At 57.7% G+C, this 20,576-nt stretch carries 17 protein-coding genes; 3 read left to right on the top strand and 14 right to left on the bottom strand.

From position 1 onward, the window contains the following. Nucleotides 1-54: 54 nt before the first annotated feature. The gene (locus AAHA41_RS12550) at nt 55-450 is read right to left on the bottom strand and encodes a MerR family DNA-binding transcriptional regulator (protein WP_033112630.1); all 396 of its coding nucleotides are present in this window, start codon (nt 448-450) and stop codon (nt 55-57) included. A gap of 122 nt (nt 451-572) precedes the next feature. Between AAHA41_RS12550 and AAHA41_RS12545 the strand changes: the two genes are divergently transcribed. After that, on the top strand, nt 573-1,736 hold the full coding sequence (locus AAHA41_RS12545) for a thiolase family protein (protein WP_323069160.1): 1,164 nt from the start codon (nt 573-575) through the stop codon (nt 1,734-1,736). On the opposite strand, the gene AAHA41_RS12540 is transcribed toward AAHA41_RS12545, so the two are convergent. From AAHA41_RS12540 to AAHA41_RS12490, 11 genes are all read right to left on the bottom strand, one after another. Beyond that, nucleotides 1,733-2,956, bottom strand: a complete 1,224-nt coding sequence (locus AAHA41_RS12540) for an EAL domain-containing protein (RefSeq protein WP_041207627.1) — start codon at nt 2,954-2,956, stop codon at nt 1,733-1,735. The genes AAHA41_RS12545 and AAHA41_RS12540 overlap by 4 nt on opposite strands. A 116-nt stretch (nt 2,957-3,072) precedes the next feature. Next, the gene (locus tag AAHA41_RS12535; protein WP_323069214.1) at nt 3,073-4,341 is read right to left on the bottom strand and encodes an outer membrane protein transport protein; all 1,269 of its coding nucleotides are present in this window, start codon (nt 4,339-4,341) and stop codon (nt 3,073-3,075) included. 252 nt (nt 4,342-4,593) lie between these two features. Next, nucleotides 4,594-5,916, bottom strand: coding sequence for an outer membrane protein transport protein (locus AAHA41_RS12530; RefSeq protein ID WP_156852705.1), 1,323 nt, complete (start codon nt 5,914-5,916; stop codon nt 4,594-4,596). A gap of 389 nt (nt 5,917-6,305) precedes the next feature. Beyond that, on the bottom strand, nt 6,306-7,064 hold the full coding sequence (locus AAHA41_RS12525) for a DUF3379 domain-containing protein (protein ID WP_323069159.1): 759 nt from the start codon (nt 7,062-7,064) through the stop codon (nt 6,306-6,308). Further along, nucleotides 7,057-7,650 carry a sigma-70 family RNA polymerase sigma factor gene (locus tag AAHA41_RS12520; protein WP_323069157.1) on the bottom strand — a complete coding sequence of 198 codons (594 nt, stop codon included), beginning with the start codon at nt 7,648-7,650 and terminating at the stop codon, nt 7,057-7,059. The genes AAHA41_RS12525 and AAHA41_RS12520 overlap by 8 nt, the downstream gene beginning before the upstream one ends. A 29-nt stretch (nt 7,651-7,679) precedes the next feature. Further along, the gene (locus tag AAHA41_RS12515) at nt 7,680-9,179 is read right to left on the bottom strand and encodes a hypothetical protein (protein WP_323069155.1); all 1,500 of its coding nucleotides are present in this window, start codon (nt 9,177-9,179) and stop codon (nt 7,680-7,682) included. Next, a complete protein-coding gene (locus AAHA41_RS12510) occupies nt 9,173-10,636 on the bottom strand; it encodes a VWA domain-containing protein (protein ID WP_323069154.1) in 1,464 nt (487 codons plus the stop codon). The genes AAHA41_RS12515 and AAHA41_RS12510 overlap by 7 nt, the downstream gene beginning before the upstream one ends. Next, complete coding sequence (locus tag AAHA41_RS12505) at nt 10,627-11,616, bottom strand: VWA domain-containing protein (protein ID WP_323069153.1); 990 nt, start codon at nt 11,614-11,616, stop codon at nt 10,627-10,629. The genes AAHA41_RS12510 and AAHA41_RS12505 overlap by 10 nt, the downstream gene beginning before the upstream one ends. Further along, nucleotides 11,613-12,155: a DUF4381 domain-containing protein gene (locus tag AAHA41_RS12500; RefSeq protein WP_323069151.1), complete on the bottom strand. Its 543-nt coding sequence runs from the start codon at nt 12,153-12,155 to the stop codon at nt 11,613-11,615. The genes AAHA41_RS12505 and AAHA41_RS12500 overlap by 4 nt, the downstream gene beginning before the upstream one ends. Next, entirely contained in the window at nt 12,140-13,042 is a 903-nt protein-coding gene (locus tag AAHA41_RS12495) for a DUF58 domain-containing protein (protein WP_323069149.1), read from the bottom strand. The genes AAHA41_RS12500 and AAHA41_RS12495 overlap by 16 nt, the downstream gene beginning before the upstream one ends. Beyond that, nucleotides 13,033-13,983 (bottom strand): AAA family ATPase, encoded by a 951-nt coding sequence (locus AAHA41_RS12490; protein WP_323069148.1) that lies wholly within the window; start codon nt 13,981-13,983, stop codon nt 13,033-13,035. The genes AAHA41_RS12495 and AAHA41_RS12490 overlap by 10 nt, the downstream gene beginning before the upstream one ends. 183 nt (nt 13,984-14,166) lie before the next feature. Here AAHA41_RS12490 and fadI point away from each other — a divergent pair, with 183 nt between their 5' ends. Together fadI and fadJ are read left to right on the top strand one after the other, a co-directional pair. After that, entirely contained in the window at nt 14,167-15,477 is a 1,311-nt protein-coding gene (fadI, locus tag AAHA41_RS12485) for an acetyl-CoA C-acyltransferase FadI (RefSeq protein ID WP_323069147.1), read from the top strand. Continuing rightward, nucleotides 15,477-17,600: a fatty acid oxidation complex subunit alpha FadJ gene (gene fadJ, locus AAHA41_RS12480; protein WP_323069145.1), complete on the top strand. Its 2,124-nt coding sequence runs from the start codon at nt 15,477-15,479 to the stop codon at nt 17,598-17,600. The genes fadI and fadJ overlap by 1 nt, the downstream gene beginning before the upstream one ends. Before the next feature lie 166 nt (nt 17,601-17,766). On the opposite strand, the gene AAHA41_RS12475 is transcribed toward fadJ, so the two are convergent. After that, the gene (locus AAHA41_RS12475; RefSeq protein ID WP_323069143.1) at nt 17,767-19,287 is read right to left on the bottom strand and encodes a SpoVR family protein; all 1,521 of its coding nucleotides are present in this window, start codon (nt 19,285-19,287) and stop codon (nt 17,767-17,769) included. Nucleotides 19,288-19,296: 9 nt separating this feature from the next. Beyond that, on the bottom strand, nt 19,297-20,568 hold the full coding sequence (locus tag AAHA41_RS12470; RefSeq protein WP_323069141.1) for a YeaH/YhbH family protein: 1,272 nt from the start codon (nt 20,566-20,568) through the stop codon (nt 19,297-19,299). Between the last annotated feature and the right edge of the window lie 8 nt (nt 20,569-20,576).

Below are 20,576 nucleotides of genomic sequence, written 5' to 3'. Positions count from 1 at the left end.
CTGGCGTTTGGTTGTTTTCACTGTGTGAAAAGAGGGCTTTGCCCTCAGGCTTCATTACCCCAGCTGGTTCAGCGCCTGCTGACAGCGCTGTTCGGCGGCATCCAGCTCCAGCAACACCATCCTGATATCTTCCATCTGTTGTTGCAGCGTTTCACGTTTATCCGTTACCAGTCCCAGCATGGTTTGCAGCTGGGTGCGGCTGCTCTTGTCGGCATCATAGAGATCAAACAATTCGCGGATCTCGGCGAGGCTGAAACCAAGACGTTTGCCACGCAGGGTCAACTTGAGGCGAACCCGATCCTGCTTGCTGTAGATGCGGGTCTGGCCCTCTCGTGCGGGATTGAGTAATCCCTGATCCTCATAAAAGCGGATACTGCGCGTCGTAATATCAAATTCCCGAGCCAGCTCACTGATGCTGTAGCGCCGGGCTTCATCCCTGTTTTTGTTCATACAGACTTCTTGGCGAACTAAATCCTGCTGGCACCTTACCTAAACGTAAACTGCACTGCAACTCTTGTTCCCGTGGCACAGAAAACCTATGTTATGGCCATGTAACAAAAAGAGGCTGGCAAATGGATATTGCGATTGTGGCGGCAAAGCGGACCCCGATGGGGGCATTTCAGGGTGCATTGGCAGAGGTAACGGCACCTGAGTTGGGGGCGTGTGCCATTGAGGCTGCGTTGCAGCAAAGCGGCCTGCATCCGGAGCAGGTCGACGAAGTCTTTATGGGCAACGTGCTGTCGGCCGGGGTGGGGCAGGCTCCCGCCAGACAGGCGATGTTGAAAGCGGGATTGCCGCCATCGATACCCGCAACCTCAGTCAACAAGGTGTGTGGTTCTGGTATGAAGGCGGTGATGCTGGCGGCAGATTCTATCCGGCTTGGCGACAACCGGGTTGTGGTTGCGGGTGGCATGGAGAGCATGAGCCGTGCCCCCTATCTGTTGGATAACGCCCGTAGCGGTTTTCGGATGGGACATCAGCGGGCGCTGGATCACCTCTTTCTCGACGGATTGCAGGATGCCTATGATGGCCAGCTGATGGGAATCCATGCCCAGCGCAGCGCTGATCTGGCCGGTTTGACCCGCAGTGCCATGGATGAATTTGCCCTGGCATCGCTCCAGCGTGCCCTTGATGCCCAGCAGGCTGGCTCGTTTAGTTCGGAGCTAGCGCCTTGTCATTGTGAGGGGCGCTTGCTGCTGGCAGAGGATGAGCAACCCGGCCGAGGACGGCCGGAAAAGATACCAACGCTAAAACCTGCGTTTGGTAAAGAGGGGACCATTACTGCAGCCAATGCGAGCTCCATCTCTGATGGTGCGGCGGCGCTGATATTGATGGATAGCGCTACGGCAGTTGCCCGGCAGGTGCCGGTATTGGCAAGGATCGTCGGTTATCAGAGCCATGCAGCCTTGCCAGCCGAGTTTACCTCGGCACCCATTGGCGCAATATCCAAATTGCTGGAGCGGCTTGACTGGTCAGTGGAGGAGGTTGATCTCTTTGAGATCAACGAGGCATTTGCCATGGTGACCATGTTGGCCATGGCGGGATGTGGTATCCCTCATGACAAGGTCAATGTATACGGTGGGGCCTGTGCACTGGGGCATCCGCTCGGAGCGAGTGGTGCCCGTATTCTGGTCACCCTGGTCTCGGCCCTGCGTCAGCGGGGAGGGAAAAGAGGGATTGCCTCTCTGTGTATCGGAGGGGGAGAGGCGACAGCGATCGCGGTGGAGATCGATTAGTCGGTTGCTTCCATCGCCTGCAGCTGCTCGTTGACCCAGGTGGTTGCAGCCAGATAGAGGTGGCTGACCTTCTCCTCGCTCAAGCCAAGCTTGGCTGTTCTGGCTGTGACTCGTGACCAGTTGGCATTCTCGTAGTCTTCGCAAAACGCGAGGTAGAAGCCGAGATTGCCCTTGCGCTCAAGCAGTGCCAGCCGGATGGCATCGATCAGCGGAATGGTGCCGAGCAGCTTGTCCATCGGCTGCTCCATCAACACATCCAGCAGGGAGAAGAGGCCGGTGATAAAAGCTTGTGGCGCCTGCTGGGTCGGGGCATGAGCGTGGGCCAGCAGCTCACAGAAGCGGGCTCTGATCAGCGACATCTGATAGAGCTCAGCACTCTTTCCCTTGCCTGCACTGGTGGCAGCAACCAGCGAGACAAAACGCTTTAGCTGGGTGTTGCCAAGGTAGATGGCGGCCTGGCGAAATGAAGAGATGGGATTGGTGTGTCCTTTGAGATGGTTGACGTAGCGCAGTAGCTTGAGGGAGAGGGAGATATCCTGGCTTAGCAGCTGCTCGATCCGGTTGATGTCAGGTTCGGCCTGATTGACCACGTTGAGCAGTTGCATCACGACGACCTGGGCTGGCTCCATGGTCGCCTGCTTGACCATCTCGGGGCGACTGAAGAAAAAGCCCTGAAATAGCTGGATCCCAAGCTGCTTGACCCGCTCGAATTCCGCCTTGTCCTCCACCTTTTCGGCCAGATAGGTGAGATTCATGCTTTGGTGGCGCTGGATGAACACCTTGATCTGCAGTAGCGGTGTTGCCCGCAGATCGAACTTGATGATCTTGATAAATGGGAGGAAACGCTCCCAGTCTGGCGACATGGTGAAGTCATCGAGCGCCAGCGTATAGCCCAGTTTATGGAGCTGTTTGACCTTCTCCAGCAGGGCATCGTCCGGTGCAGCATCCTCCAGAATTTCTATCACCACCTTCTCTGGGGGGAGGCACTCTGCCAAACCATCCAGCAACAGGGAGTGGGGGAAATTGATAAAGCAGGGGCGGCCGCCCAGTAGCTGATCGATGTTTTGTTGCAGGAACTGTTCAACGACAAGACTCGACGTTGCTTGCCGTGAGGAGATGCTCGGGAAGACATTATTCAGGCTATCGCGAAAGAGCAGCTCATAGGCGTAGGTATTAAGGTCTCTGTCGAGAATGGGCTGTCTTGCAACGTAGGAATACATGCCTAGCTCCGATATGGGTACTGGCTTGATTTTATGGTGTTGCAGAACACTATGCCAGTCCTGACCCTATTGAGTAAGGCAATAATTGGCATAGTGTTTTTCTGTCAGAGCCGAATTTAGAAGAGATAGCTCATTTGTAAGCCAGCCAGCCAGGCATCCCCTTCAGAAGTGCCCCGGAAGGTTGACGTCGTTAGCGGGTTGCCCGGTTGCAGCTCCATCTTCTCGGTGACATCGACCTTTTTACCGTCGATCAGGGTCAGCCCCAGATCCACTGTCAGGTTGGGTGTGAACTGATAACCCATGCCAAGGCTGTACCAGATACGATCGGCATCCGGTATGGAGATGGTACGGCGATCTGCAGGTACTGGGCTTGCATCATAAGCGACCCCGGAACGCAGTTGCCATTGGGGAGTCAGTTGATAGGTCATGCCAATGGCATAGCGCCAGCTATCTTCCCAGTGTTCATCCTTGATATGCATGTTGGACATGTTATCGAGATCTGCTTCCAGCTGGACGAATTTGCTCCAGTTGGTCCAGTTCAGGCTGCCATGAAGAGCCAGCTTGTCTGTCAGCTGATGAAATGCCGCCAATTCAGCCGTTGCGGGCAACGGCAGATCCAGACTGCCGGTATCTCTGATCTCGGTAACGGAGCCATCTGCATTGGGTCGGCCCACGATAGCATCTCCCGAGAGGGTTAAAGTGACATCATGGCGGTAGGAGAGGCCAATCCGGGTTTGCTCCGACAACTCCAGTAAAGTGCCGACATTCCATCCCCATGCCCAGCCATCCCCTTGCAGATGTTTTGCTATCAGGTTGCGAGAAGGGAAGGTGCCACCCACTTCGCCCTCGCCCTGAATAGCAGAGATCCCGGCACCAATTGACCACATCTCATTGATGCGATAGGCGAGTGAGGTACCCAGATCCATGGTCTTGATATCAGATACATTGCCAAAGTGACCGGCGCTGTAGTTATCCGGCATCTTGACGCCGAGACCGTAATAAGAAGTGGCCGAGAATCCAAGGCGCCACTGCTCATTGAGTGGAATAATGAGATAGGCGTTGGGAACCCAGGCCGCGGCAGCGATATCGTGTGCACTGGCATCGGAAGTGACGATGCCGGCTTTGGTCGGCAAGCGGGTATTACCTTCAATATTTACGTCAGGGCTGACGTAAATTGCTCCGCCCGAAAATGCCATCTTGTCGAAGCGAGTCATGGCTGCCACGTTGCGAGATAAAACGCTGGCATTGTCCGCGATAGCCGCTTCTCCGGCAAAGGCTCGACCAAGCCCGGTTGCCGATTGTTCAGCCAGCTGGAAACCTGCAGCATGGGTGTGACCAGCCATCACCAACAGAGCAAGAGCGGATAGTTTGAGAGTGGAATGCATGAAATATCCTTGCGTGTATACCGAGCTTTCACTCGGCCATATCATTGAAGGCGGGATTTTATATGGTACGACCAGCAAGGCAACGGTGATGGCGTGCATCTGGGAAAAACGGGATTAAATGCTGATGAAACCAGTTCTAATAGATTGATTAAAAAAGAAAAATAAACAGATGTGTGCTACATGTGTTCGCTGAAAACGGGATCTTGCATAAAAAAAGAGCGCCTTGCGGCGCTCTTTTAAATTGCTCAACAATCAGAACTTCATGTTGAACTGGGCAGATGCCAGGAAGGCGTTGCCGTGGGAAGTGCCCTGCCAGCGTGGGTTATTCACTGTGCCATCATGGCTAACGAGGCCTTCGTTTACATCAACCTTCTTACCATCCAGATAGGCCATACCGAAATCAACACTCATATCAGGGTTGATATGGTAGGTGGCACCAGCACTGTACCAGATACGATCAGAGTCGGGGATACTCAGACTACGGTACTCAGCTTCGATAGGGGAGTTGTCATATGCAAAGCCCATACGCGCTTCCCAAGACGGGTTGATGTACCAAGTACCACCGATAGAGTAACGAACAGAATCTTTGAACTTCTCATCTTTTTGCAGGCAGACACCTTTTGAACACTGAGAACTGGTTGCTTTGAGCTCTTCGAAGGCGCTCCAGTCAGTCCAGTTGACAGAGTAGTGGACGGCAAACTGCTGGTTCAAACGGTGATAACCTGCAAACTCGGCTTGAGCTGGCAGATCCAGTTTCAGGTTTCCGTCAACAGTTTTGTAGTTAGAGCTGGTGCCGTTAAAGTCGCCATCAAAACTGAGATCAACTTGGGAGCGATAGGTCAAAGCAAAACGGTGGTTTTCGTTAACTTCATACAAAGTACCAACGTTCCAGCCGAAGCCCCATGTATCACCCTTCAGCCCTGCAATTTTTGTATCAGCAGAATGTTGTACGCCTGTTGCCGCAGTCAATGTAGGAGCCAATACCCCTGCATAACGGTTCAATTCGGCTTCAGCATACACGGCGTTGATACCAGCACCGATGCTGAATTGTTCGTTGATGCGGTAGGCGATATTCGGGTTGATATTGAAAGTTAAGAGTTCTGTATCACCAGCGCCTGAGCCAGCGGCAAAATTCTTGTCGTACTCGGTAGAGAGACCGTAGTTGGAGAAAAGCCCAATACCCCATGCCCACTTATCATTCAGCGGCTGAATGAAATAGGACGCAGGGACGAAAGCCGCAGGAGCAATATCCGAAGCGGACGCATCACGATTGAAGTAATTGGGAACTGTACCTGCTTTTGTGGTCAGATTTCCGCTGGTTTTCCCCTCAACATCCACATCCGGCTTGATATAGGTACCGGATACAGAAACTGCCATCTTGTCGAAGGTAGTCATGGCTGCAGGGTTGCGGGCCAGGACGGAGGCGTTGTCGGCAATGGCTGCTTCACCAGCATAGGCACGACCCAGACCGGAGGCTGAGTGCTCGTTCAACTGGAATGCCGCTGCATGGACTTGACCGGTGGCCAGCGCAATGGTGGCGGCAATCAGGCTCTTCTTAAACATAGTTGTCGTCATGGTGGTCTCTCTTGTAGGCAGATTTTTTTGTCGATATTGGCTGCATGTTCAATGCAAACCTCGACAAAATCCGTTTTTATTTCAGCTTCTTCCGAATCAATTCTGGCGTGATTCTATGTATCTGGTAGGAGGTAAGAAATCAGACCAGTGACAGCAGAATACATAAAAGTGATCGATCTGTTAATCATTTGTTTTAACCTGATGTTTAATTCATCATTTACGGGGTAAGACAGGGTGTTTTTTAGGCGAAACGGTTGATCCTGCTCACAAAAATAATTTTGCTGTTTTTCGCAATTTTGCGACAAAAAGCAGGTAATGGGTCGGGAAAGAGAGGGGAAACAGGCAGCGGGCTGGTGTCACTGCCTGTTTTTACCGATGGAATCGGTTCGTTAAATGTTCCAGTGAAGTCGTGATTGCAGGGCCGTAGCGACGGGGGCAAGCGGCTCCTTCATCTGGCCAATCAGTACCATATTTCCTCCTTTTAACTGGACGATCTCTCCTTTGAGGGTGCCATCTTCAAAACTGGGCTGCAGAGAGAGAGGAACATGCTTGGGAACCAGAAAGAGGGTAACGGGTCCCATCTTGCCCTGGATCACCATATGCAATGCCGGCCCCTGATAGAAGGCGCAGTGGTTGACATAAGTCACCCTGAGACCATCCATACCACTCAGGGTCGCGCCATATTTCTCCATCTTGGCGTTGATGCTCTGCAAATTGACCCGCTCATCGATACCTTCGATAAACGGCTCCTCACCATAGACATGGGCCATCGCCACCTGAGCGAGGGAGAGTGTTTGATCGGAGCTGGCAGGCCAACTTATCCAGCGGGTACTCACTCCAAGTAGAAAAGCGACGGATGCAGCCATGGCCACGGCCCACCAATGGGATTTCGGCACAGTGCTGCTGGCAACATGCCGTGTTTTCTCCTGCTGATCTGCACTCTGTTGCAGGGCTTGTCTGAGCAGGATCCGCTCTGCCAGCCCTGACGGCGGCTCGATACTCATGGTGCGCGCAATCTGTTGCTCGAGAGTTTTCATCTCGTCGAGATAGCGCAGGTTGGCAGGATTGGCACGGGCAGCCTCGAGGAAGTCGGGTTGCTGATCGCCGGGCTGGATCATGGCGCGACGGCGAAACTCGAGTTCATCCATGTCCATCTCCTCTTGATAATTTCTTCTGCGCCATCGCCTCTTTCAGCTGGTTGCGGGCGCGAAACAGTCTTGTCATGACCGTGTTTTTGTTGAGCCCGAGCAGTTCGGCAATGTCCTCACCGCTAAATCCGCCCAGCACCTGCAGCATCAGGGGCTCCCGATACTCTTCGGGCAGGCGGGCAATGTGACGATGCAACCACTCGTTCTCCATCTCCTCTTCGCTGTGTAGCGTATCGGGCTGGGGTTGGGGATGGTCGTCCAGATCCACCAGATCAAACTGTTTGCGCTCGAAACGGCGGGCATTCTCCCGGCGCAAGATAGTGATCAACCAACCTTTGGCTGCCTGATCGTCCTGCAGGGCGTTGATACCCTTCCAGGCTCGCAGGAAGGTTTCCTGCACCAGATCTTCCGCGACGTGAGGATCCCTCACCAGCCAGTAGGCGTAGCGATAGATATCCTTGTGCAGCGCATGAACCAGCGCTTCGAATTTGGTTTGTTTGTCAGCCATAGGGTCATAGACCGGCAAAGTGGCCGGATCATTTCCACTTTTATGAGGCTGACCCCGCTTTTTTCTAAAAAAGAGCAATAGGTGTGTCTCCTGTTGTGGAGGCTGGGTTAACCCCGTAAGGGGAACCGGTGGGCCATCAGAGCAAGGAGCTGAGCGATGCCCGCTGTTTCAACGTGGCAGAGCTCACGGGAGATTGTGCGCCATGGCACGACTGGTGCCGAGGGCGCAAAGCAGGCGCGATCCAGCTTGGCTTGCCATCTTTGCAACTGCTCTGTATTGGCCGGTTTGGCCCAAACGGATGGGGCGGAAAGCGAGACCCAATGGCGCAGGGCCAGGCGGCTTTGTTCGCTCTGCTGGCTGGCAAGTGTTCGTTGCAGACGATAGAAGGCGAGCCAGCGCGGATAGTTGTGTCTTATGCCTCGCAGCAGCAGCGCCAGCAATACCCACCAGAGGCTCTCGTTGGCCAGTGGCAGTGACTCGCCCGTACCTTGCCGGCTGGCCGGTTGGAAAACGAGGCGAGTGGCAGGCAGCTTCGCCTGTTCTATACGACCGGTCACGGTATTGAACCAGGGCAGGGTGATTGCCGGTAGCTGATACTCTCCTGCCTCGCCGGCCAGCAGGGTTTGGCGCCACTCCCGCTCAAACAGCAGTTTGCCCTCCCGATAACGCTCCTGCTGCTGCTCGCCATCGGGGTGCGCTTGCAGCCCGGCGGGGAGCTGCTGTGCCATAAGAGGGGCAAGCTGCACCTGACTGCTGTCGCCATTTTCGAGCGTGATGGTAATGACCCGGATCAGCGGCTCCCCTGCGTGCCCCTTTGCCGAGGGCTCTATCCGCTGGGTCAGCAGCAAGCGACTGGCTACCGGCGTTGCGGGTGCTTGATCTACGCGTACCTGAAGGGGGGCTGCCCGGGCGGCAAGGCGTTGAAGCTGGCCCCCGTTTTGGGGCAATTCTCCCTGTAGCCTCGGGGAGTCGATAAGCCAGAGGCCCGGTGCCTTGGCCTGGATAAGCCAGCTGCGGGTCAATCTGCCGGGCAGCCCGCTCTGCACTGGGGGAAGCCACTCATCGCTGCCAAGGCGGCGAATGATGAAATGGGGCGAGTTGAGTTCACTGAGCCCGGGTTGCTGCATGGTGGTGGGGAGCCAGAGCGTGAGCCGATAGATCACCGGCTGACCGGGATAGAGGGGGCCCTGATGATCAAGCTGGGTCTCCATCTCCAGTGCGGCTGGGGGTGGTGGTGCAGGCAGAGTTTGTTGTGGTGCTGGGGCCTTGAGTGTCAGCTCGGGTGTCCACTCGTTGCCAAGCTTTAGCGGTGCGATCGCCATGCTGGCAGGATCATCTGGCTGGCTGGTCAGGTGCAACGGGATCTGCCAGCGGGTCAACTGCTGCACCGGGGTGGATACCCGACTCATGGTGACTCTGCCCACGGCGAACTGGCGCAGCAGCGGTGTGATCTCGAGCTCGTTGCCCTGACGCACGCCATCCGCCTCGATCACCAGCAACCAGTCAGCCGGGGTGGCACCAGGCAGCAATTCAGCCCGTGGCTGTGCCCAGCCGGGGAGGCTCAGCATCACAAGCAGTAGCCAGCAGAGCATGTGCTGCTTCACCATGGCTCTTCTACCTTGATGAGCTCACGGCGCAGCGCCTCTTTGCGCAGCCGCTGTTCCAGCAAAAGCACTGGCGGCGCAGGGGGCAGTGGTACCACATCGACCTGTGCCTTTTCTGGTTTGCTGGATGCGCTGCTGGGCGTTGCTTCTGCAGGGGCTGCCGACTCACCGCCTTGCAGTAGTGAGAGGTTATAGAGGGCATCCTCATGGCGTGGTTCAATGGCCAGTGCGGCCAGATAGGCCTCTTTGGCTGCGGCCAGTTCCCCCAATTGGATCAGCGCATTGCCCCGGTTGTAGTGGGCGGTCGCGCTTGTTTCCTGCTCGTAGGCCGCGACGGCTTGCCGGTAATCGCCAGCCCGATACCAAGCGTTGCCGCGCCATACCGGGTTGCCGAATGTGCTGGCTGCCAGCTGGTACTCTCCTTTGAGATAGGCTTGCATCGCCTGCTCGTCTGGTGATAGCGGGAGGGGGGAGGCTTGCGTCGGGGCTGGCGCCAGCAGCGACCAGCTGATGGTTATTGCAATGAGAAGTTGGGTTCCCACCCGGGCAAGCAGCGCCAGGGGCAGTAGCGGCAACAACAGCCAGGGGCCGAGATCGCGCGGCGCCGGGGCGAGCGCCACCGTAGTGGTCGGCAGCGGAGCAAAACGGGGAGATTCGCTGCCCAGCCACTGCAGTTCGCCACCCAGCTTGTGCGCCAAGGTAGCCATGGCTTCGCTCTGTGGTGCTGCCAGTTGGGCTGGGGGGCGTGTGGCAAAACCCAGTTCATTGGCCGGAATGGGTGGCATGGCCGCAGGTTCTGCACTGCTGGCAAGGAGAATATCGAGTCGCGGGCTATTGCTGTTGTGACAGAAAAGGCTCTCCTGACAGGGCCACTGCGCGGCAATCTCATCCATCTGTTTGTTACTCAGGCCGTCGGTGATGAGCAGCAGACGTGCCTGCTCACCGGGGGCAATCTGTTTCATGGCAAGGGCGATGGCCCGCGCGGGGTTACTGCCTTGCAACGGCATGATGTCGGGGCGCAGATCGGGCAGCAGCAGGGCGATGGCTTGATGATCCCGGGTGGGGGGCATGGCGAGATAGGCGTCGCCAGCGTAGAGAACGAGCGCAATCCGGGCGTTGTTGGCAGTGCCAAGCAGTTGCTGAAGTTGCAGTCTGACCCGGGTAGCACGATCCGGTTTTAGGTCGGTGGCCTGCATCGAGCGGGAGAGATCCAGGATCCAGATATCGAGTGGCGCGGCCGGTTGCGCTTGCCACTCACTGCGCAGGGCGGGGCCGCTGAGGGCCAGAATGACCGGCAGGGTCGCCAGCCAGAGCCAGGGACGAGCCGGTTTAGCTTCTGGCAACAGGTAGGCGCGCATGGCCGGAGCCAGCATGGGGGGCAGGCGACGACGCCGCCATCCCTGCCAGAGCCACGGGATGAGCGCCAGTAGCCAGAGTGGCCGGAGCAGGATCAGATCCATCGTCTCATTCTCAGCAGCAGGGCGCGGGTAAATCGGTTATCTACCCCGCCATGGCCTGCGGGCAGCAGTAACAGCGCACAGGCCAGCGCCAGCGGCCAGGGATAAAGCTCTGTCACCGGTTGATAGTGGGCGACGGGATGGGCGGTCGGTTCCAGCTGGTTGATGGCCTCGTTGATCGCCTCCAGATCGTTCTGGCTGCGGGCGCGAAAATAGCGCCCATTGCCAATTTGGGCCAGCTGCTTGAGCAGGGGCTCATCAAGCTCGCTGCTGGGATCGCTCTGATCTGCGCCAGTGTCATTGAAAGGCTGCACAAAGGTATCGGGGTCGGCTCCGACCCCAAGGGTGTAGATACGTATCCCCTGCGCTGCTGCGAGTTTGGCCTCTTGCTCCGGATCGGCACTGCCTGCGGTATTGCGCCCATCGGTTACCAGCAGCAGCGCCGTCGGACTACCCCGCTCGGCATGCTGGCGTGCCAGCAGAATCGCTTCACCGAGGGCGGTGGTACGGCCAACCAGATCAAAGTCGAGCTCGTCGCTCAATGTCAGCAGCGCCGGGATCTCCTGGGTCAAGGGAGAGAGCAGGTAGGCGTGATCGGCAAAGACGACCAGCGCGATCCGATCGCCGGCGCGCTGGGCGATCAATCTCTTGATTTGCTGGCGAACCGCCGTCAGGCGCGCCAGCTGCTCGCCGCTGTCGAGCATATCCGGGGTGCGCATGCTATCGGAGAGATCGACCGCCAGCAGCAGATCACGGCTCCCCTGATAGCGCACCACCGGCTCTTCCCACCACTGGGGACGGCAGAGCGCTGCAATCAGGGCGCACCAGATAAGCCCCGCTCGCCACAAAGACATACCTGCATGGGCGCGCAGCAGGGGAAAGCCGGGGTGGGCAAGATAACCGTGGCGCAGGGGCGGCAGGCCGAAGCGCACCAGCAATGGTAGTACCAGCGAGAGCGCAAACCAGGGCCAGGCAAGGGTCATCGGTTTCCCCTTGCACGGGCTTTTCTAGCCAGCCGTGGCTTGTACAGAAAATAGGCGCGACCCCAGCGGTAATAGTTCTGTTTGAGCTGCTCGCTCTGTTCGTGGTCGGGTGCCTGATTTCCATAGAGCCAGCTGTTCCAGTGATGGGCAAACTGGCTGAAACGGGTACTACCCTGACGATCCAGAAACGCAAGCCACTCCTCTCCCTGCAGCAGGCGAGACTCGGGCCAGCGATGCAGCGCCTCCTGGCGCAGGTGATCCTGGATGCTGTTGACCAGCAGTTGTGGATCGCCCTCCAGCTGCCTGCACCAGCGCCTGTATTGCCGTACTCGCATTGCCAATCTGATGATCAGCACCAGTAGCAAAACGAGGATCAGGAGCCATAGCAGAGCTTGTAAACGGGGATCGAGGAGTTGCTCGCCAACCTCGGGGCCTGGATGAATGTCCCGGATCTTGTCTTTCAGCAGGGCGTTCAGGGGGGCAGTAATGGCCTCTGATGCCGGACTGCTGGTCAGGAGTGGCGCTATCCCTGATGACATAACCCCTCCTGCCACTGTTGTTGCAGTGTCCGACCGTTATCGAGCAGGTAGAGGCGCTGTACCAGCGGCAGCAGCTGTTGCCTGCCCAGTTGCAGTTGCTGCTCGGCCGCCTGCTGGTAGCGATGGGAAAAACCGCTGTGCTGTCCATCGAGCCAACCCTGATAGGGGGCTGAAGCCCGGTTGATGGCTACCGGCAGCAAACCGCTTGGTGGCAGCGTGGCTTCCAGCGGATCACGGATCTGCCAGTAGTGAATATCGTGACGCAGCGAAAGTTGTTGCAGCCGTTGGCAGAGCGCTGATTCACAGGGGCGGTGATCGGTAATGATGGTCAATTTGGCGCCGTGGGGGAGTGCCGTTTGTCCGAGAGTATCGGCCAGTGTCTGGGAAAGTGGCTGGCGGGCCAGCCCCTGCCGGTAGTGATGGCAAAGGGATTCGAGCAGCGGTAGCACGTTGCCCCGCTGGCTCTGGCGATGGGGGGCTATCCCATGGCAAATCAGGGTGTTGTGCTGTTTCTCATGTCGCCAGATAAGGGCGGCCGCCAGCTCGCAGCCAAGGCGAGCCTTGAGCTGCATGGTGGAGCCGAAATACATGGCGGGGGAGAGATCGAGCAGCAGCCAGTGCGCCTGATCCTGCTCTTCACGATAGAGACGGGTATAAGGGCGCCCAAGGCGCGCAGTCACCCGCCAGTCGATATGACGAACCTCGTCACCCGCCTGATAGGCGCGCAGCTCGCGAAAGGTGAGCCCGGGAGTGCGTCCCGGTTTGCCACGCTCGGTGCTATTTCTGCCCGTGCGGGGGGGCGCCTTGGCCTTGGCCCAGTAGCGGATCTTGAGCAGCTGTGGCAGCGACAGGGCGATATCGGGATGGAGGTCCGGCGCTAGGGACATGGCACCTGATCCAGCAGCTGGGCGATCAGGGTGTCGTTATCCAGATTGTCCGCCAGGGCCTGATAGCTTGGGATAAGGCGGTGACGGAGCACCGGATAGGCTTGCAGCTGGATATCTTCCGGCAGCACGAAATCCCGTCCCGCCAGCCAGGCGCGGGCGCGGGCTGTACGGGCCAGTGCCAGCGTGGCTCTCGGGCTTGCCCCCACCGCGAGCAGCGGTTCAAGGGCAGGGCAGAGGCCGCTACCGGGTCGAGTAGCGCATACCAGCTCAACCAGATAGTGTTCAAGCCTGCTCTGCATGCTGACCGCCAGCACTTCGCTGCGAGCGCCTTGCAAGGCGCTCTGGCTCAGGGTCACTGGCGCTGCGCCAAGCTGTTCGCCACCGGCATTGAGCTGCAAGATGGCGAGCTCCATGGCCGGGCTCGGATAATCGACTATCAGCTTGAGCAAAAAACGGTCGAGCTGTGCTTCCGGCAGGGGATAGGTTCCCTCTTGCTCGATGGGGTTCTGGGTGGCTGCCACCATAAAGAGCGGCGGCAGGCGCCAGCTCTTTTTGCCCACGGTAATTTGGTGTTCTGCCATCGCCTCCAGCAACGCAGATTGCACCTTGGCCGGCGCACGGTTGATCTCGTCCGCCAGTATCAGATGATTGAACAGGGGGCCGGGCTGGAATACAAAACTGGCATCCTGCGGGTGAAACACCTCGCTGCCGGTCAGATCTGCCGGCAGCAGATCAGGGGTGAACTGGATGCGAGCAAAACGCCCCTCGACAGCGCCAGCAAGCGCCTTGACGGCACGAGTTTTGGCAAGGCCGGGAGCGCCTTCGATTAATACATGTCCTTCACATAACAGGGCGATCAATAGCCCTTCGATGAGCTCATCCTGTCCCAGAATTTGACTGGCAAGATAGTCCCTCAGTTGTTTGAACTCCGCCGCTGCCATGCGATAAACCCGTTGTTTTTATGGAAGTTGATCTTTTTATACTCCACTTGAGCCACAAGGGCGAGTGAAGGGCGCCAGCCTTGCTGAATTTAGTTTCAATCAGCTGTATGAAACTTGTGATTGGATTGTTAAGATGTGGCGCAATGAGGTCAGACCTCTCCCTTATAAACCCAAGGAGCCAGGATGAAACAGCCATTGAAACTGACGACTCGCCAGGGCGAACGGATTGCCGTCGTGGCGGGGCTGCGCACCCCATTCGCCAAGCAGGCGACCGCCTATCATGGCGTCCCTGCGGTGGATCTCGGCAAGCTGGTGGTGAGCGAGATGCTCGCCCGCACCGATCTCGACCCCAAGCTTATCGATCAGCTGGTGTTTGGCCAGGTGGTTCAGATGCCGGAAGCCCCCAACATTGCCCGTGAAATCGTGCTCGGCACCGGTATGAGCGTCAACACCGATGCCTATAGCGTCTCTCGTGCCTGCGCCACCAGTTTTCAGGCGGTGGCCAACGTCACCGAATCCATCATGGCCGGTACGGTAGATATCGCCATCGCCGGTGGTGCTGACTCCTCTTCCGTGTTGCCTATCGGGGTGAGCAAGAAGCTGGCTCGCGCTCTGGTGGATCTCAACAAGGCGCGCAATCTGCAGCAGCGCTTCAATATTTTGCGTCAGCTGCGGGTCAAGGATCTGCTGCCGGTGCCGCCTGCGGTGGCGGAATACTCCACTGGCCTCTCCATGGGACAGACCGCCGAGCAGATGGCCAAGAGTCACCAGATCAGCCGCGAGGCGCAAGATGCGCTGGCGCACCGCTCCCATACTCTGGCGGCGCAAGCATGGGCCGAGGGCAAGCTCAGTGGCGAGGTGTTTACCGCCCATGTACCGCCCTACAAGTCGCCGCTCGAGCGGGACAACAATATCCGTGAAAGCTCGGACTTGGCGAGCTACGCCAAGCTCAAGCCGGTCTTTGATCGGGTTCATGGCACCGTCACTGCAGCCAACGCCACCCCACTCACCGACGGCGCTGCCGCCGTGCTGCTGATGCGGGAAGGGCGAGCCAAAGAGCTGGGGCTCGAGCCGCTTGGCTATATCCGCAGCTTCGCTTTTTCGGCCATCGATGTGTGGCAGGACATGCTGATGGGCCCCTCCTACGCCACGCCGCTGGCGCTGGACAGAGCCGGCATCACGCTCAGCGATCTCACCTTGATCGACATGCACGAAGCCTTTGCCGCCCAGACCCTGGCCAACCTCAAGATGTTTGCCAGCAACGAGTTTGCCCGTGACAAGCTGGGCCGCGATCATGCCATCGGCGAGGTGGACATGGAGAAGTTCAACGTCCTCGGTGGTTCGCTGGCCTATGGCCACCCCTTTGCCGCGACCGGTGCGCGGATGATCACCCAGACCCTGCACGAGCTGCGTCGTCGTGGTGGGGGATTGGGACTCAACACCGCCTGTGCGGCGGGTGGATTGGGCGTGGCTATGGTGTTGGAGGTTGAATAATGAGCGCTAAGACTTTTTCCCTGAATGTTCGCCATGATGGCATTGGCATTCTCACCATGGATGTGCCGGGCGAGAGCATGAATACCCTGAAAGCCGCCTTTGTGGAGGAGATCCGCAGCGTGCTGGCCGAGGTGAAACGCAACAAGGATTTGATCGGTCTGGTGATCACCTCCGGCAAGAAGGATTCCTTCATCGCCGGAGCCGACATCACCATGCTGGCCGCCTGCGCCAGTTCCAAGGATGCCGAGACCCTGTCGCGGGAAGGGCAGGTTATCTTTGCCGAGATCGAGTCATTGACCATCCCGGTGATCGCCGCTATTCACGGCCCTTGCCTCGGCGGCGGGTTGGAGCTGGCGCTGGCCTGTCATGGCAGAGTGGTGACCGATCACGGTAAAACCGTGCTGGGTCTGCCCGAGGTGCAACTTGGTCTGCTGCCAGGATCCGGTGGTACCCAGCGCCTGCCGCGCCTTATCGGGGTGGCCAAGGCGCTTGATCTGATGCTGACCGGCAAGCAGGTGCGCGCCAAGCAGGCCAAAAAGTTGGGGCTGGTGGACGATGTGGTACCGCCTTCGATCCTGCTGGATGCCGCCATCAAGTTGGCCAAGAAGGGCAAGCCCCGCCACGAGTTGAAGCGGGATCTGCAGGGCAAGCTGCTGGAGACCAACAAGCTTGGCCGCAAGGTGCTGTTCGATCAGGCACGCAAAGGGGTGATGAGCAAGACGCGTGGTAACTACCCCGCGCCGGAGCGGATCCTGGACGTGGTGCGCATCGGTGTGGAGGAGGGGATGCAGGCTGGCCTCGCCGCCGAGTCCCGCCACTTCGGCGAGCTGGTTATGACGGTCGAGTCTGCTGCCCTGCGTTCTATCTTCTTTGCCACCACGGAAATGAAGAAAGAGGTCACCTATCAGGGGGCCGAGCCGCGCAAGGTGGGTCACGCGGCCGTGCTGGGTGGTGGTCTGATGGGGGGCGGCATCGCATTCGTCACCGCCACCAAGGCGGGCGTACCGGTGCGGATCAAGGATGTGGCAAGCGCCGGGATCGGCAATGCCATGCGCTACAGCTACGATATCCTGGCCAAGAAACTCAAGCGCCGTCATATCCTGCGCAGTGAGCTTGAGAAGCAGATGAGCTTGCTGACCGGTACTCTGGACTACTCCGGTTTCCACCGGGTCGACATGGTGGTGGAGGCGGTGTTTGAAGATCTCAATCTCAAACACCAGATGGTGAAGGATGTGGAGCGTGAGTGTGGTGGACACACAGTGTTTGCCTCCAATACCTCGTCACTGCCCATCAACCAGATAGCTTCAGTAGCGAGCCACCCCGAGCGGGTTATCGGGTTGCACTACTTCAGTCCGGTCGACAAGATGCCGCTGGCGGAGATCATCCCCCACGCCGGCACCAGTGCCGAGACGGTCGCCACCACTCTGGCCTTTGCCCGCGCACAGGGCAAAACGCCTATCGTGGTGAAGGACGAAGCCGGTTTCTACGTCAACCGCATCCTAGCCCCCTACATGAACGAAGCAGCACGTCTGGTGCTGGAAGGGGAGCCAGTAGAGGTGCTGGATAGCGCGTTGCTCGACTTCGGTTTCCCGGTTGGCCCCATCACATTGCTCGACGAAGTGGGCATCGATGTGGGGGCCAAGATCTCCCCAATCCTCGAAAAAGAGCTGGGTGGCGAGCAGTTCCAGGCACCCAAGGCGTTCGACAAGCTGCTGCAAAACGATCGCAAGGGGCGCAAGAATGGCAAGGGCTTCTACCTCTATGGCAAGGCAGCCAAAGGTAAGAAGAAGGTGGATGAGAGCGTCTACGATGTGCTGGGGATCAAGCCGGTGGCCAAACTTGCCAAACAGGAGATTGCCGAGCGTTGTGTGCTGCTGATGCTCAATGAAGCTGCCATGACCCTTGACAGTGGTGTGGTTGCATCGGCCCGTGACGGCGATATCGGTGCCATCTTCGGCATCGGTTTCCCGCCCTTCCTCGGTGGCCCGTTCCGCTATATGGACAAGCTCGGTATCGACCATCTGGTTGGCCGTCTGGAGTATTACCAGAAGCGCCACGGTGATCGGTTCGCTCCCTGTGCCCGTCTCAAGGCGATGGCCGCGGAGCAGCAAACCTTCTACTGATAACCGCTGCAGATTGATCGCAAGCAAAAGAGGCCCGCACACCATGCGGGCCTCTTTCTATGTTGTGGTTTGTTCGGGTTATTCAGGTGGTGCTGCGATGATGCAGGCAGAGGCGAAGGCCGAAAAAATGGCCCACCGAAGTGGGCCATTTGCGAGGTAGCATGGTTCAGATACCCGGCTTACGCTCCGGGCAGCGGCCGATGATATCTGCAGGCAGATCGCCGTTATCCTGTTCCAGCACCACGTCGAATCCCCACAGCTGATGCAGGTGTTTGAGCACCTCATGGCGTGAGTCGCCAAGGGGTATGCGGTTGTGGGGAACATAGCGCAGGGTAAGGGAACGATCCCCTTTTACTGCCACGTTGTAGACCTGTATGTTGGGCTCCAGATTGCTGAGGTTGTACTGGGCCGACAGGGTATTGCGCACTTGACGATAGCCTTCGTCATTGTGGATGGCGGAGACCTTCAGATAGTTCTTCAGATCATCGTCATCAATGGCGAACAGCTTCATGTCGCGCATCACCTTCGGACTCAGGAACTGGCTGATAAAGCTCTCGTCCTTGAAGTTCTGCATGGCAAAATGCAGCGTCTCCACCCAGTTGCTGCCAGCGTAATCGGGGAACCAGTATCTGTCCTCCTCGGTCGGGTTCTCGCAGATGCGGCGCAGGTCGGTAAACATGGCAAACCCCAGCGCATAGGGGTTGATCCCCGAGTAGTAGCGACTGTTGTAAGCCGGTTGATAGACCACATTGGTGTGGCTGTGCAGCACCTCCATCATGAAGCGATCGCTCAGCTTGCCCTCGTCATAGAGGTGATTGAGGATGGTGTAGTGCCAGAAGGTAGCCCACCCCTCGTTCATCACCTGGGTCTGCTTTTGCGGATAGAAGTACTGGCTGATCTTGCGCACGATGCGCACTATCTCGCGCTGCCAGGGTTCCAGCAGGGGGGCATTTTTCTCGATGAAATAGAGAATGTTCTCCTGAGGTTCGGCAGGGTAGCGTCTGTCTTCCACCCCAGCAGCTTTATGCTGCTTGGGGAGAGTACGCCACAGCTCGTTGACCTGGGTCTGCAGATAGTCTTCCCGCGCCTTCTGACGCCGTTTCTCCTCTGCCATCGAGATCTTCTGGGGCCGCTTGTAGCGATCGACCCCGAAGTTCATCAGGGCATGGCAGGAGTCGAGCAACTGTTCCACCGCTTCTATACCGTGCTTCTCTTCACACTGGGTGATGTAGTTCTTGGCGAACAGCAGGTAGTCGATGATGGAGGAGGCATCGGTCCACGCCTTGAACAGGTAGTTGTTCTTGAAGAAGGAGTTGTGACCGTAGCAGGCGTGGGCCATCACCAGTGCCTGCATCGGCATGGTGTTCTCCTCCATCAGGTAGGCGATGCAGGGATCCGAGTTGATGACGATCTCGTAGGCCAGTCCCATCTGGCCGCGCTTGTAGTTGCGCTCGGTATGGATAAAGCGCTTGCCGAACGACCAGTGTTGATAGCCGATGGGCATGCCGACGCTGGAGTAGGCATCCATCATCTGCTCGGCGGTGATCACCTCGATCTGGTTGGGGTAGGTGTCCAGCTTGTAGAAGCGGGCGACCCGAGCGATCTCCTGGTGATAGGTCTCCAGCAGATCGAAGTTCCAGTCAGGCCCATCATCTAGTGGCGCTACACGTTTTGCAGTTTCGATCATGTGACCTCCTCACGCCGCTTGCTTCTTGAACAGCTCCCGGAATACCGGATAGATATCCTCAACCTTGCGAATATGCTCCATCGCAAAGTGGGGGAACTGGCTGGCCACTGATTCATACTCGTGCCACAGGGTCTGGTGAGCACGGGTGGTGATTTCGATGTAGGAGTAGTAGCGCACCCTTGGCATGATGTCCCGCGCCAGAATTTCCCGGCATTGTGGTGAATCATCTGCCCAGTTGTCACCATCCGACGCCTGCGCCGCATAGATATTCCACTGGTTGGCCGGATAACGCTCGTTGATGATGTCGTTCATCATTTTGAGCGCACTGGAGACGATGGTGCCGCCAGTCTCCTGGGAGTAGAAGAACTCGTGCTCGTCCACTTCCTTGGCCTGGGTGTGGTGGCGGATGTAGACCACCTCTACGTTCTTGTAGGTCCGGCTCAGGAACAGATAGAGCAGGATATAGAAACGCTTGGCCATCTCCTTGGTGGCCTGATCCATGGAGCCCGAGACGTCCATCAGACAGAACATCACCGCCTGACTGGAAGGGACGGGCCGTTTCACGAAATTGTTGAACTTGAGATCAAAGGTGTCGATAAATGGCACCGCATCGATCCGTCGTTTCAGTTCGCGGACCTCCTTCTCGAGCTGGGCAATTTCGGCAAAGTGTTCGTTGGGATCGGCGGCCAGCTGTGCCAGTCGCTCTTCCAGTTCATGCAACTGGCGCTTTTTGCCAGCTTGCAACGCCATGCGACGCGCCAGCGAGTTTTGTAGCGAGCGCACCACGTTTATGTTGGCGGGCACCCCGTTGGATGTGTAGCCCGCCCGATAGGTTTTGACTTCCATCAGCTGATTGAGCTGGGTTTTCTGCAGTCTGGGCAGCTCCAGATCTTCAAACAGCAGATCGAGATACTCATCCTTGGAGATTTGGAACACGAAATCATCGGCTCCTTCCCCCTGATTGGATGCCTGCCCCTCGCCGGAACCCTGTCCACCGCCCCCTCCTTTGGGGCGGTCAATCTTGTCGCCGGAGACGAATTGATCGTTACCGGGATGCACCATCTCCCGTTTACCGCCTTGCCCCTGATGAAAATGGGGCTCGCCGATATCCTTGGTCGGGATGCTGATGCTCTCGCCCTTGTCTACGTCCTGAATGCTGCGCTTGGAGACAGCATCAGAGACCGCTTGTTTTATCTGCTTCTTGTAACGGCGGATGAAGCGCTGCCGATTGACAGCGCTTTTGTTTTTGCCGTTGAGCCTGCGGTCGATAAAATGCGCCATAACTCCCC

It is taken from the genome of Aeromonas sp. SER (assembly GCF_038739615.1).
Taxonomy (GTDB): domain Bacteria; phylum Pseudomonadota; class Gammaproteobacteria; order Enterobacterales; family Aeromonadaceae; genus Aeromonas; species Aeromonas jandaei.
Note: the sequence above shows the minus strand (reverse complement) of the source record. Positions and strands in the feature narration are given on the sequence as shown.